The following is a 12,305-nucleotide window of genomic DNA, read 5'->3' as shown; positions in this document are numbered from 1 at the left end:
GCTGCTCAGGCCTCCGCGCCGTCGTCCAGCAGGTGACGGAAGGCGTCGAGGTTGCGCGTCGACTCGCCCCGCGAGACCCGCCACGCCCACTCCTTCCTCATCGAGCCGAGGAAGCCCAGGGCCAGCAGCTCGTTGAAGACGTCGTCGCTCGCGCCCAGCACGACGCCGAAGAGCTGGTCGAGGTGCTCGGCGTCCACGGCCACCGTGGGGAGCTCACCACGGAGGTAGACGTCCCCGTCGCCGTCGATCGCGTAGGCGACGCCCTGCAGCCGCAGGTTCTTGCGCAGCAGGGTCCGGTAGAACGCCTCGTGGTTCTCGTCGGCGTTGCGGATGACGAACGCGCTGAGACTCGTCGTCCGGTCGCGCACGAGCACCGACACCACGGTCTTGAGCTTCTTCTCCCCGGGGAGCGTGACCACGTACTCCCCCGGCCGCCCGCCGAGCTCCCACTCCAGGCCGACGGAGCCCAGGTATGCCGTCAGGCGGGCCCCCGCAGCAGCCGCCGGGCCCGTGCCCTGCTGGCTCCCCGGCTCGGGCCCCGGCTCCGGAAGGCCGCTCACGGGATCACCGCGGTCGGGACCCCGACAAGGCTGCGGGCCTCGTCGAGAGGCGACTCGGTGCCGGCGCGGGCGCGTTCTCGCATGGCCTGACGGTAGACGTCGAGCAGGCGGTCCGCAGTGGCGCCCCAGCCGAACTGCCCCGCGTGTCGGACGGCGGCCGCGCCCAGCGCCAGGCGACGACGCTCGTCGGCGAGCAGCGACCCCACTGCGTCGGCCCAGTCCGGGATCCCGTGCCCGTCGACGAGCACGCCGGCCTCCCCCACGGCCGTCGGAAGACCGCCGACCCGCGCGGCGACGACGGGCGTGCCGCAGGCCTGGGCCTCGATGGCGACGAGCCCGAAAGACTCGGAGTGGCTCGGCACGAGGACGAGGTCGGCGGCGCGGTACCACTGCGCGAGGACCGGTCGCGGCACCGGCCGCACGAAGCGGACGACGTCGGCGATGCCGAGCGCCCGGGCCAGCTCCTCCAGCTCGTCCGGCCGGTCCAGGCCGCTGCCGCTCGGGCCCCCGAGCACCGCGACGGTGAGACGCTCGCGGCGGCCCGGGTCGCGCCGGAGCAGCTCGTCCGCCACCCGCAGCAGCACGTCCGGCGCCTTGAGTGGCTGGATCCGGCCGACGAAGAGCAGCAGCTCGCCGTCGATCGGCAGCCCCAGCTCACGACGGGCGGCGCGGCGGTCACCCGGGGTGAAGGTGTCGAGGTCGACGCCCGGCGGCACGACGGACACCCGGCGCGGCGACGCGGCGTACAGCTCGATGAGCTCGCGCGCCTCGTCGTCGGTGTTGGCGACGAGGCGGTCGGCAGCCTCGACCACCTGGACCTCGCCGATCTCGCGGCCACGCGGCTCGGGGCGGTCGCCGTCGGCCAGGTGCAGGTTCTTGACGCGGGCCATGGTGTGCATGGTGTGCACGAGTGCGACGCGCCAGCGGTCGGCGGCGAGCCAGCCGACCTGGCCGGAGAGCCAGTAGTGCGAATGGACGAGGTCGTAGTGGTCCTCGGGGACCGACAGTCCCGCGTGCATGATGCCGGCCGAGAAGGCGCAGAGCTGGCCCGGCAGGTCCTCCTTGGCCAGTCCCTCGTAGGGTCCGGCGGTCACGTGCCGAACGCGGACGCCGGGGGCCAGCTCCGCCTCGACCGGTGTCTCGCCGGTCGTGCGGCGGGTGAAGATGTCGACCTCGACCCCGCGGGCCGCGAGCTGCCTGGCGCTCTCGGCGACGTAGACGTTCATGCCGCCGGCGTCACCGGTGCCCGGCTGCTCCAGCGGCGAGGTGTGCACGCTGATCATCGCCACGCGCTTCGGCTCGGCCGTCATCGGCATCCCTTCGTCCTGCACCAACTGCTCGCAACACCGGACAACCCGTCCCCCGGTCGATGTATTCCGGCGCCGCCGGTGACTCCGGAACACATCGACCGGCGCATCGAGCGCGGAATACCGCGAACCGGGGCGATCCGCGTACCCTGCCCGCGTGCCCTCCCGCCAGCGCCCCGTGGGGACCGTGACCCGAGGCACGACCAACCCCAACCGTCTGCGCCGGTGCGACCGGTGGATCGCCGGTCCACAGGCCTGGCGGCTGCGGCGCAGCCCCGGGCCGCCCGTCGTCGTCGACCTCGGCTACGGCGCCTCACCGATCACGGCGGTCGAGCTGCACGACCGGCTCCGGGTGGTGCGGCAGGACGTGCGGGTCGTCGGCATCGAGATCGAGCCGGCCCGCGTGGCCGCGGGCAAGCCGCTCGAGCGCGACGGCCTCACCTTCCGGCTCGGCGGTTTCGAGGTCCCGCTCGAGGCGGGGGCCCGACCGACCGTGGTGCGGGCCTTCAACGTGCTGCGCCAGTACGCCGAGGACGAGGTGCAGGCCGCCTGGTCCCTCGTGCAGGAGCGGCTGGCCCCCGACGGGCTGCTCGTCGACGGCACCTGCGACGAGATCGGCCGCCGCGCCGCGTGGGTGGCGGTCGACGCCACAGGCCCGGTGAGCCTGACGATCTCGCTGCGCATGGGTGGGCTCGAACGTCCGTCCGCCGTGGCCGAGCGGCTGCCGAAGGCACTGATCCACCGCAACGTCCCCGGTGAGCCGGTGCACGCCTTCCTCGCCGACCTCGACCGCGCGTGGGACCGCAGCGCCTCCCACTCCTCGTGGGGCGCACGGCAGCGCTTCCTCGCCACGGTGGCCGAGGTGCGCGAGAGCTGGCCGCTGCTCGACGGTCCGGCGCGGTGGCGCCTCGGCGAGCTCACCGTCGACTGGGCCGCCGTCGCGCCCACCGGCTGACCCGCTCGCCACCGAGCCACCCCCGGAACGCACGTATGCCGCCGGGGGGACCCGGCGGCATACGTGATCTGGTGTGTCGGCTCAGTCGGGGCAGCGGGCGTAGTCGTCCTGGAGGCGCTCGATGTCGGCCTCGTCGAAGTGGCCGAAACCGACCTCCAGCAGGCGTCCCGGCTTGTCGCCGGAGTTGCCCATGCGGTGGATGGCGTTGCGCGGCACCCACACGGTCTCGCCCGGCTGGGCAGACCAGCTGCGGTCGTCGACGGTCACGTCGATCGGCACGTCGAGCACCTGCCACATCTCACCGCGGTGGTCGTGACGCTGCAGCGACAGGCGGTGCCCCGGCTGGACGGTGATGATCTTGACGGTGACCTGCTCGTTGGACACGAACTGCTGGAACTGGCCCCAGGGCCGCTCCGCGACGAAGATGTCCTCGGCCGGGTTGCGGTCGCCGAGGTCGTAGTCGTCGGGCGTGTGCGCCGGAACCAGGTCGTCGTGCTCGTGCAGCTCGGCCTCGAGCGCCGGTGCGGTCGCGCCGTTCCTGTGCAGCTGGGTCATGGTTCCCCCTCGTGGATGAGCCCCTAGTGTGCCCTAGCCGGGCAGCGCCTGGAGCCAGACCGCGCGAGTCGGCCTCACCAGCCGTTGTTCGAACGCCCCCCGAGGCCCCGCACCTGGCGCAGGGCCGGCCGCACGTCGGCGAGGTAGACGGCCGAGCCGACGAAGGCGAGCAGGCCGAAGATGGTGAGCGGGTTGAACAGCGTCACGAAGCCGACGGCGAGCGCGACCCCGAGCAGCACGAGCCAGAAGGTGCGGGTGCGCTTGCCGGCCGCGACGTAGGCACCCTCGGGGTGGCGCAGCGCGTCGACGAACGAGAAGACCTCGCACCCGAGCGCCACGACGCCGAGCACGACGAGGACGATGCTCTGGAACCCCGAGTACAGCTGCATGGGGAAAGCGTAACCCGCCCCACCGATGCAGCCCGGTGGGGCGGCGGACGGGAAATCAGGGGCGCGCGCCTCAAACGGGTGCGTAGGCGGACGGTCCGGGCGTCAGGCGTCGACCACCAGCGTCACCGGTCCGTCGTTGACGAGGGAGACCTCCATCATCGCGCCGAACCGGCCCTGCTCGACGTGCAGGCCGCGCGCCCGGAGCGCGGCCACGAGCTCGTCGACGATCGGCTCGGCCACCGGCCCGGGCGCCGCGGCGCTCCACGACGGCCGGCGCCCCTTGCGGGTGTCGGCGTAGAGCGTGAACTGGCTGACCACGAGCACCGGAGCACCCGCGTCGAGCAGGCTCTGCTCGTCGCGCAGGATGCGCAGCTCGGAGATCTTGCGGGCCATCCGCTCGACGTGCTCGGCTCCGTCACCGTGGGTGACGCCCACGAGCGCGAGCAGGCCCGGCTCGTCGATGGCGCCGACGACCTGCCCGTCGACCTCGACCTGCGCCCTGGTGACGCGTTGCAGCACCGCCCGCACGGAGGCCTCCCGGTGCCCGGTCTCAGACGCCGACGGCCACGACGGAGCCGACCGGCTGGCCGTGGCCCAGGACCGGCTGGCGCTCCAGCATCGCGAGCACCTCGTCGCCGCCCACGCCGATGCGCCGCATCACGGCCGCGAGCAGCACGCTGCGAGCCCGCGCGGAACCGTCGGCGACCTTGAGCGCGATGCCCCGCCCGTCGGACAGCCCGACCGCGTAGACGGCCTCGGCGCCGTCCTTGGCGATGAGCCCGTCGACGCCCCGGATCAGCGCCGTGACGTCGCGGCTGGTGCCGCCGAGGTACTCGGGGTAGTCGCGGATCGCCTGGGCGACCTTGGCCCCCGGACCGTCCGTGGCAGCAGCGAGACGACCGAAGGCGTGCGCGAGTCCGCGCAGCGGCACGGCGTGGATGGGCGCGCCGCACCCGTCGACGGCGACGGCGCTCGGCTCGGCACCGGTCAGCTCGCGCACCACCTCGAGCACGGCCTGCTGCAGCGGGTGCTCGGGGTCGCGGTAGGTGGCGAGGTCCCAGCCGTTGGCCACGCACGTCGCCAGCATCGAGGCGTGCTTGCCCGAGCAGTTCTGCACGACCGACTGCTTGGGCCGTCCGCTCGCGATCCAGGCGATGCGGGCCGCGTCGTCGTAGGGGTAGTCGGGGGTGTTCTGCAGGGCCGTCTCGGTCAGGCCGGCCCCGGCGAGGATCTCGCGCGCCGCCTCGACGTGGAAGTCCTCGCCGGAGTGGCTCGCGCACGCCAGGGCGAGCAGGCGTCCCTCGGTGGCCAGGCCACTGCGGACCATGGCGAGACCCTGCAGCGGCTTGCTCGAGCTGCGCGGGAAGACCGGGCCGCTGGAGTCACCGATCTCGAGCTCCACCGAGCCGTCGGGCCCGGTGACGACGGCGGTGCCGTGGTGCACCGACTCGACGAAACCGCCGCGCACCACGTGGGCGACGACAGGGGCATCGGCGAGCGCCGCGCTCACCGGGAAGGGCTCCAATCCGGGAGCGAGGGCGGACGTGGACGAAACGAGGTGATCCGACACGTCCCGCAGTATGCCGGAGGGACCCGACAGGGCCGCCACCCCGTGGGGTGACGACCCTGTCTCGAGCAGCTATGGAGGGCCGGCGGCGCTCCGTGAGCCGGTCAGCCGGCGGACGAGGCCTGCGTCGCCGTCTTCGTGGCCGGCGAGGACTTCTTCGCCGTGCTCTTGGTGCTCCTGGTCGCCGTGTCGGTGCTCTTGGCCGTGCTCTTGGCCGTGCGCTTGGCGGCGCTCTTGGTCGTGCCCTTGGCGACGCCGCTCGTCGCGGCAGCCGTCTTACGGGTGGCCCGCTTGACGGCCTTCTTGGCCGGGGCCGTCTTGCGGGCGGCCGTCGCCTGGGGGTCGTCGGTCGTGGCAGAGCTGCGGGCCGCGACCTTGCGGGTCGTGGTGCCCTCGACCGCATTGGCCTTGCGGGTCGCCGCGGCCTTCTCGGCCGCCGTGCGGCGGATCGCCTGCTCGTGGGCGGCCGTACGCGTGGGCTCGACCGGCGCCGAAGCGCTCTCGAGCGCCTCGACCGAGGACCCCACCTGGTCGCCGAGCTTGGAGGCATCATCGGCGACGGCGTCGCGCAGCGTCTTGGCGACCTTCCCACCCTCGGAGACGGTCGTGGCAGCCATCCGCCGGCCCCGGGTGACCGTGGCGTTGCCGCGCTCGGCGAGGTCGTAGGCGGTGCGCTCGCCCTGGGCGCGCAGGTCGGTGACGATCTTCTCGCCGCGGGCGGCAGCGGCGTCGTACTGGTCCTTGGCGTTGCTGGCCATCACGAGGCCCTCGTTGAGGACGCGCGCCGGGAGGTCCTGGGCCTGCGAGACGAAGCGCTCGGCATACGTCGTCGCGAGCTTCTGCAGCTCGGTGGTGCGGTTCTGCAGGTCGACGATGCGCTTCTGGAGGTCCTTCTGCAGGTCCTTCGCCTCCTTCTGGGCGCCCTTGCGCAGGTCGACGTTCTTGGCCTGCTTGCGCGCGACCTCGAGCTGCTCGCCCGCGGTGCGCACGGTGTCGATCGCGATGTTCGCGGCGCCGACGACGGCGTAGAAGGGCGTCGGGTCGACCTGGACCTCCGGCATACGGCCGTCGATCTGGCCCAGCTGGCCACGGACGTCCGCGACCGCGGCCTCGGCCTGCTTCTGGGCATCCTTGACGGCCTGGGTGATCTTCTTGCTGAGTGCCATCTCAGTTCTCCTTCTCGTTGAGCTCTGGGGTCGCCTTCGCCGTGCGGCTGCGCGACGGGCGGTGCTGCGGCGGCGCGGCTTCAGCGGCCGGCGGGCGGTCGTCTGCGTTCGAAGCGCTGGTCGCGGGCGACGCGGTGGTAGCGGCGCCCTCGCCCACGAACGAGACGTAGATGTCGACGAGCACCGCGCGCTGCCGGTCGGTCAGGACCGGGTCCGCCGCGATGGCGGAGAGGACGTCGGGGGCGGCGGCAGGGTCACCGTCGGCGACCCGCTCGTCGAGGATGCCGGCCCGGACGTAGAGCGACTCGGCGGAGACCTGCAGCCCCTTGGCGATCTGCTGCAGGATCTCGGCGCTGGGGCGCTTGAGCCCCCGCTCGATCTGCGACAGGTAGGGGTTGGAGACACCCGCCATCTCGGCAAGCTGGCGCAGCGACAGCTGGGCGCTCTCGCGCTGTTCGCGCAGGTACGCCCCGAGGTCGGGTAGCGGCAGCTTGCTCATGCCTCCATTGTGCTAACTACAGCAAGCAGAATGCAAACTCTGGACAGCGTGACCCGCCCCACACGGCGTGAGGGCCCGTCACAAATGGCCCACTCCACGTGGTCGGCCGTCGCACACTGCCCACTCGACGTCACAAGTCGAGTGGGCACTGTGCGACACGACGCGGCCGCCCCTGGTTCGGCTCAGCGGGTGCGGCGCTCCTTGATCGCCAACGCCTCGCGCGCCTCGGTCGTCGACATCGGCGGTCGCTGCAGGAGGGTGGCGAGCTCTGCGGCGCGCGCCACGAGCTCGCGGTTGTGCTGCACGGGCTGACCCTTGGCATACATCAGGTTGTCCTCCATGCCGACCCGGAGGTGGCCTCCGGACGCGAGGGCCGCGGCGGCGATCGGCAGGTGGGCCCGTCCGATGCCGGTGGCCGACCAGCTCGTCACCTCCGGCGGCAGCATGGCGACGCCGGCGAGCAGTGCCGAGGGCGTGCCCGGCATGGCACCCGGCACGCCGGTCACGAAGTCGACGTGGACCTTGCCGCCGTAGGGCAGCCCGCACTCGTCGATCAGCCGGCGCAAAGCGTGGACGTGCCCCAGCTCGAAGATCTCGAACTCCGGCACGACCTCCCGCTCCTGCGCCTGCCGGTAGAGGTCGACCATGAAGCCCCACGGGTTGAGGAAGACGCCGTCGCCGAAGTTCGTGGTGCCGCAGGTGAGCGAGCAGGAGTCGGGATCGGCGTCGAGGACGGTCAGCCGCTTCTCCAGGGGGTCGGTGATCGCCCCGCCGGTCGAGAGCTGCACGACCAGGTCGGTGGCCTCGCGCACGCCGTCGACGGCCTCCTTGAGGAGGACGGGGTCGAGCGTGGGCTGGTGCTCGCGGTCGCGCACGTGGATGTGGATCAGGGCCGCTCCGGACTGCTCGCAGGCGACGGCCGTCTCGACGAGCTCCTCGGGGGTCGTCGGCAGGGCGGGGACGTCGGCCTTGGCGCTCTCGGCACCGGTGGGTGCGACGGTGATCAGGGTGCTCGCGACGCTGCGTGCGGGGCTCATGGCGTCATCCTGCCAGCGACTCGGGCCCCCCCGGCCGACCCGACGGAGGTGTCAGGGCGCGACGATGACCGTCTGGGCCGCCGAGAGGTCCTCGACCATGAGCTCCAGCTCGGGATCGGTGTTGCGCTTGACCATGGCGAGCGCGATGGGTCCGTCGACGTGGTGGCGCCCCACCGAGGTGAGGTGCCCGACGACGCGCTCGCCGGCGCGGACCTCGCTGCCCTCGGAGGGCAGCACGTGACCCGAGCCGTCCAGGTGCAGGAAGACGAGACGCCGCGGCGGACGCCCGAGGTTGTGCACGCGCGCGACGGTCTCCTGGCCGCGGTAGCAGCCCTTGTGCAGGTGCACCGCCGTGCGCAGCCAGTCGACCTCGTGCACGATCGTGCGGTGGTCGGTCTCCTGGCCGAGGCGCGGGCGCCAAGCGGCGATGCGCAGCGCCTCCGCGGCCCACAGGCCTGCGAGCGGCCGGTCGCCCACCGCCGCGACGAGGTCGGCGCGCGGGACGAGGACCTCGCGCCACGCGCGCTCGCTCCCGGGGTGGTCCTCAGTGGGGCCGTACGCCGTCGTGTCGCCCACGAGGTCGGGCCACGGGTCGCGCCAGGCGAGGGGCTCCCCCTCGGCGGACTCCTGTGCGTGGGGCTCGCCGAGGACAGCCCACCCGTCGGTGACGAGGGCGACCTCGACGCGCAGCATGAAGCGCATCTTGTCGAGCCACTCGGCCAGCGCGGCGCCGGCTCCCGGCTCGGTCGTGATCCACGTGGTCTCCCCGTCGTCGACGAGGTGGAGGGAGTGCTCGACGTGGCCCTTGGGCGTCAGGACGAGCGCCTCACGCGACTGGCGCGGCCCGAGGCCGAGCAGGTGCTGGGTGGTCAGGGAGTGCAGCCAGCTGAGGCGGTCAGGACCCGAGACCGTGAGCACGTCGCGGTGCGAGAGGTCGACGACGGCGAGCCCCTCCTCCAGGAGACGCTGCTCGCGCATCGGGTCGCCGTAGTGCAGGGCGACCGAGGACTCGAGTCCCTCGCCGGCCACTGCGCCGGGTCGCCCGAGCAGCGGGCTCGGGGCCGTCGTCGGACGGGTGGGCAGCTCGACGTCACTCATGCCCGGTGGAACGCCCACGGCATACCCCTCATTCCAGGTCTCGGGTCGCTCACTCCACGCGCTTGAGCGTGGCGGACACGTGGCTCTGCAGCTCCTGGCCGACGGCGGCCATGTCCATGACCCACATCAGCTTGGACTCGACGAGGCCGTACATCCGCGTCGCCGCGTTGTACTCCTTCGCACCGGGCGCACGCAGCACGCCGTCGGTCTTGAGCTGGATCTTGGCCGGCTCCATCGTGCCGTAGTAGAGCTCGAGGATGCCGGTCGGGTGGGCGAGCAGCAGCTCGACCTCGCCGTTCTCGAGCGGTCGCCAGAAGCCGGACTCCACGGCGGCCGGGCGCACCTTGGCGCCGTTCTCGGAGTCGAGGATCCAGGTCCGGCTCTCCCACTTGAGGAAGCCGCGACCGTCGTGCGTGACCTCGACCTCCTGGCCGAAGTGCGCCGACTCGATCGTGGGGTAGCCCACGACCCCGGCGCCCTCCCAGCGTCCGACGAGCCACGCGAGGGGTCGCAGCGGCTCCGGGATGTCCTGGTCGAGGTTGAACATGCGCCCGATCGTAGCCTGAGGGCCATGGACACCCCGGCTCGCTCCCTCGTCGTCAAGGTCACCGCCGGCACGGAGGCGCCCGAGCGCCTCTCGCAGGCCTTCACCGTCGCTGCGACGGCCGTCGCGAGCGGCGTCGACGTGTCCCTGTGGCTGACCGGCGAGTCGACGTGGATGGCGGTCCCCGGCCGGGCCGAGCAGTTCGAGCTGCCGTATGCCGCCCCGCTGGTCGAGCTTCGCGACGCCGTGCTCGCGGGTGGCCGGCTCACGGTGTGCACGCAGTGCGCGGCGCGGCGCGACCTGACGCCGGAGCAGCTCGTGGAGGGGGCGGTCATCAAGGGCGCTGCGGTCTTCGTCGAGGAGGTCACCGCGCCGGGAGCCCAGGCCCTCGTCTACTGAGGCCTCGCCGCGCGAGGCCTGCCTCTCGACGTGTCGGTGGGGGGGGCCACACGTGGCCTCTCGACCGTGCATGAGGGGCCAGACGTGGCCTCTCGACCGTGCATGAGGGGCCAGACGTGGCCTCTCGACCGTGCATGAAGGGGCCACACGTGGCCTGTCGACGGTGCAGGAGGGGCCAGACGTGGCCTCTCGACGGTTGGGGTGGGGGTCAGGTGAGGAGGGAGAAGAGGCGTACGACGGCTCCCACGGCGAGGACCGAGCCGGCCGCCGCCGCCACCTGGCCGCGCACACCGAGCATGGCCGGCTCGAGCGAGAAGACGCGTCGGAAGGCCCACGAGCCCGCGCCGGCCACCGCGCCGATGCCCACCGCAGCGAGGGGCCCGACCCGGCCGGTGCCGGCTGCCGCCACCACGGCAACCATCACGGCTGCGGCCAGCACCACCAGCCCGAGCCACCGGTCGAGAGCAGGGACCCGCGCGAGCAGGTCGCCGACCACGCCCGCCGCCACCGCCGCCATGGCGACGACGGCAACGGCGCGGTCGCGGGCGTCGGCGGCGGCGACGACCGCCGTGGCACCGGACGCCATGACCACCAGGCCCCCGAAGGAGGAGAGCAGCGTCAGCACCAGGCCCTCGCGACCGGCACGGCGCACCAGCTGCGCGAAGAAGGACAGCACGATGCCGAAGGCGACCGCGGCGGGGACCCAGAGCAGGTCCTGGCGCAGCGCGCTCAGCACGATGGCGACCGCCGACGTGGCCAGCACGCCCGAGGTCGCAGCCGGCGTGCGCGACCCCGTCAGGGGCGGCCAACCCCACGCCAGTACGAGCGCGAGGGTGAGTGTGACGCCCAGCGCAGCGGCATACCCGCTGACGACGGCGCCGAGCAGCGCCCCCGCGGCGACCAGCGTCGCGCCCACGGCGACCCAGCCGATGCGCTCGGCGTTCGCCGAAGTGCCCAGGTCGCCCGGCCCGGCACCGCTGCCGGCCGCGTCCAGCACGGCTGCCCCGCTCTCGCCGTCGAGGCCCTCCCGGGTGCTCGGCTCGCGACGGGCCGCGTCATCCTCAGGCACGGGCGCCATTGTGCATCACCCGCCGGCGAACGGCGGCAGCACCTCGACGGTGGCACCGGCGCGGACCGGCTCGTCTCGACCGACCTTGCGCCCGTCGAGCAGGAAGCTCGCGACCCGGGTGACGCGCTCGAGACCGGGGTGCTCCACGGTCGCGGCGTCGACGACCTCGCCGACGGTCGCGCCGTCCTGGTGGTCGCTGTCGGTGCCGGCAGCGGCCCGTGCGGCAGCCCAGTAGCGGACGGTGACGGTCACGACGGCTGCGGACTCAGGCCCCTGCGCCGCTGCCAGGGTGCCGGGCCGGGGTGCGTTCGAGGCCATGTCGCTCCGTCTCATCATCGGTGTCGTCGGGTTCGCGGGTGACCAGTCTCGCCTATCCTGCACGAGATGGCCCGACTGCTGCTGCTCACCAACGCGCTCGCCCCGAGCGCCGAGGTGCTGCCCGCGCTGGGGCTGCTGAGCCACACGGTCCGCATCCTGCCCGCCGAAGCCACCGCGCTCGTCGACTCGCCGGACTGCGACGTCGTCATCGTCGATGCGCGACGGGAGCTGGCCAGTGCGCGCTCGCTGTGCCGGGTGCTGCGCGCCACCGGGATCGCGGCTCCGCTGCTGGCCGTGCTCACCGAGGGCGGCCTCGCGGGGCTCACGGCGGAATGGGGCCTGGACGACGTGCTGCTCGACTCCGCCGGCCCTGCCGAGGTGGACGCGCGCCTGCGCCTGGCCATGACGAGAGGCCAGGGCGACGAGCCGGACCTCGACCTGCCGATCACCTCCGGCGAGCTCGTCATCGACGAGGCCAGCTATTCGGCGAAGTTCCGCGGGCAGCCCCTCGACCTGACCTACAAGGAGTTCGAGCTCATCAAGTACCTCGCCCAGCACCCCGGCCGCGTGTTCACGCGTGCCCAGCTGCTGCAGGAGGTCTGGGGCTACGACTACTACGGGGGCACGCGCACCGTCGACGTGCACGTGCGGCGGCTGCGCGCCAAGCTGGGCCCGGACCACGAGGCCCTCATCGGCACCGTCCGCAACGTCGGCTACCGCCTGGTTCCCGACCGAGCCGGCGCACCGACCACCGAGCCCGCCGGCACCTGAGGCGACGCGGGCACAGCGGGACGCGGCCCGCCCCCGGTCGGGGACGGGCCGCGTCGGCAGTTCGTGGATCG

At 73.2% G+C, this 12,305-nt stretch carries 16 protein-coding genes; 3 read left to right on the top strand and 13 right to left on the bottom strand.

Annotated features, from left to right (window positions below):
* Positions 1 to 5 precede the first annotated feature (5 nt).
* Entirely contained in the window at positions 6 to 560 is a 555-nt protein-coding gene (locus AB0316_RS05620) for a YbjN domain-containing protein (RefSeq protein ID WP_366271187.1), read from the bottom strand.
* A complete protein-coding gene (gene mshA / locus AB0316_RS05615) occupies positions 557 to 1,870 on the bottom strand; it encodes a D-inositol-3-phosphate glycosyltransferase (RefSeq protein ID WP_366271184.1) in 1,314 nt (437 codons plus the stop codon). Before mshA ends, AB0316_RS05620 begins: the two co-directional genes overlap by 4 nt.
* 154 nt (positions 1,871 to 2,024) lie before the next feature.
* Between mshA and AB0316_RS05610 the strand changes: the two genes are divergently transcribed.
* Positions 2,025 to 2,822 carry a class I SAM-dependent methyltransferase gene (locus AB0316_RS05610; protein ID WP_366271182.1) on the top strand — a complete coding sequence of 266 codons (798 nt, stop codon included), beginning with the start codon at positions 2,025 to 2,027 and terminating at the stop codon, positions 2,820 to 2,822.
* An 81-nt stretch (positions 2,823 to 2,903) separates the two neighbouring features.
* Here the strand turns inward: AB0316_RS05610 and AB0316_RS05605 are convergent, their stop codons facing one another.
* The 9 genes from AB0316_RS05605 to AB0316_RS05565 all read right to left on the bottom strand — a co-directional run bounded on the left by AB0316_RS05605 (position 2,904) and on the right by AB0316_RS05565 (position 9,680).
* A complete protein-coding gene (locus tag AB0316_RS05605) occupies positions 2,904 to 3,377 on the bottom strand; it encodes a phosphomannose isomerase type II C-terminal cupin domain (protein WP_366271181.1) in 474 nt (157 codons plus the stop codon).
* A gap of 74 nt (positions 3,378 to 3,451) precedes the next feature.
* Positions 3,452 to 3,766, bottom strand: coding sequence for a DUF2516 family protein (locus AB0316_RS05600; protein ID WP_366271179.1), 315 nt, complete (start codon positions 3,764 to 3,766; stop codon positions 3,452 to 3,454).
* A gap of 102 nt (positions 3,767 to 3,868) precedes the next feature.
* Positions 3,869 to 4,294, bottom strand: a complete 426-nt coding sequence (dtd, locus tag AB0316_RS05595) for a D-aminoacyl-tRNA deacylase (RefSeq protein ID WP_366271178.1) — start codon at positions 4,292 to 4,294, stop codon at positions 3,869 to 3,871.
* A 22-nt stretch (positions 4,295 to 4,316) separates the two neighbouring features.
* Positions 4,317 to 5,336 (bottom strand): asparaginase, encoded by a 1,020-nt coding sequence (locus AB0316_RS05590; RefSeq protein WP_366271177.1) that lies wholly within the window; start codon positions 5,334 to 5,336, stop codon positions 4,317 to 4,319.
* Positions 5,337 to 5,437: 101 nt separating this feature from the next.
* Positions 5,438 to 6,499, bottom strand: coding sequence for a hypothetical protein (locus AB0316_RS05585; RefSeq protein WP_366271176.1), 1,062 nt, complete (start codon positions 6,497 to 6,499; stop codon positions 5,438 to 5,440).
* Between the two features lies 1 nt (position 6,500).
* The gene (locus AB0316_RS05580; RefSeq protein ID WP_366271174.1) at positions 6,501 to 6,998 is read right to left on the bottom strand and encodes a helix-turn-helix transcriptional regulator; all 498 of its coding nucleotides are present in this window, start codon (positions 6,996 to 6,998) and stop codon (positions 6,501 to 6,503) included.
* 182 nt (positions 6,999 to 7,180) lie between these two features.
* Positions 7,181 to 8,035: a 3-keto-5-aminohexanoate cleavage protein gene (locus tag AB0316_RS05575; RefSeq protein ID WP_366271172.1), complete on the bottom strand. Its 855-nt coding sequence runs from the start codon at positions 8,033 to 8,035 to the stop codon at positions 7,181 to 7,183.
* 51 nt (positions 8,036 to 8,086) lie between these two features.
* The gene (locus AB0316_RS05570; RefSeq protein ID WP_366271304.1) at positions 8,087 to 9,133 is read right to left on the bottom strand and encodes a glycine cleavage T C-terminal barrel domain-containing protein; all 1,047 of its coding nucleotides are present in this window, start codon (positions 9,131 to 9,133) and stop codon (positions 8,087 to 8,089) included.
* A gap of 49 nt (positions 9,134 to 9,182) precedes the next feature.
* The gene (locus AB0316_RS05565; RefSeq protein ID WP_366271171.1) at positions 9,183 to 9,680 is read right to left on the bottom strand and encodes an FABP family protein; all 498 of its coding nucleotides are present in this window, start codon (positions 9,678 to 9,680) and stop codon (positions 9,183 to 9,185) included.
* 24 nt (positions 9,681 to 9,704) lie between these two features.
* Between AB0316_RS05565 and AB0316_RS05560 the strand changes: the two genes are divergently transcribed.
* Positions 9,705 to 10,076, top strand: coding sequence for a DsrE family protein (locus AB0316_RS05560; protein WP_366271169.1), 372 nt, complete (start codon positions 9,705 to 9,707; stop codon positions 10,074 to 10,076).
* Positions 10,077 to 10,284: 208 nt separating this feature from the next.
* Here the strand turns inward: AB0316_RS05560 and AB0316_RS05555 are convergent, their stop codons facing one another.
* Together AB0316_RS05555 and AB0316_RS05550 are read right to left on the bottom strand one after the other, a co-directional pair.
* Entirely contained in the window at positions 10,285 to 11,154 is an 870-nt protein-coding gene (locus AB0316_RS05555) for a hypothetical protein (protein WP_366271168.1), read from the bottom strand.
* A 6-nt stretch (positions 11,155 to 11,160) separates the two neighbouring features.
* On the bottom strand, positions 11,161 to 11,463 hold the full coding sequence (locus AB0316_RS05550) for a MoaD/ThiS family protein (RefSeq protein WP_366271167.1): 303 nt from the start codon (positions 11,461 to 11,463) through the stop codon (positions 11,161 to 11,163).
* Between the two features lie 66 nt (positions 11,464 to 11,529).
* On the opposite strand from AB0316_RS05550, the gene AB0316_RS05545 reads away from it, so the two are divergent.
* Positions 11,530 to 12,234, top strand: coding sequence for a response regulator transcription factor (locus AB0316_RS05545; RefSeq protein WP_366271165.1), 705 nt, complete (start codon positions 11,530 to 11,532; stop codon positions 12,232 to 12,234).
* Positions 12,235 to 12,305: the final 71 nt, after the last annotated feature.

The sequence above is a fragment of the Terrabacter sp. NPDC080008 genome, assembly GCF_040702505.1.
Lineage (GTDB): Bacteria > Actinomycetota > Actinomycetes > Actinomycetales > Dermatophilaceae > Terrabacter.
This window is presented reverse-complemented; position numbering and strand designations above follow the sequence as displayed.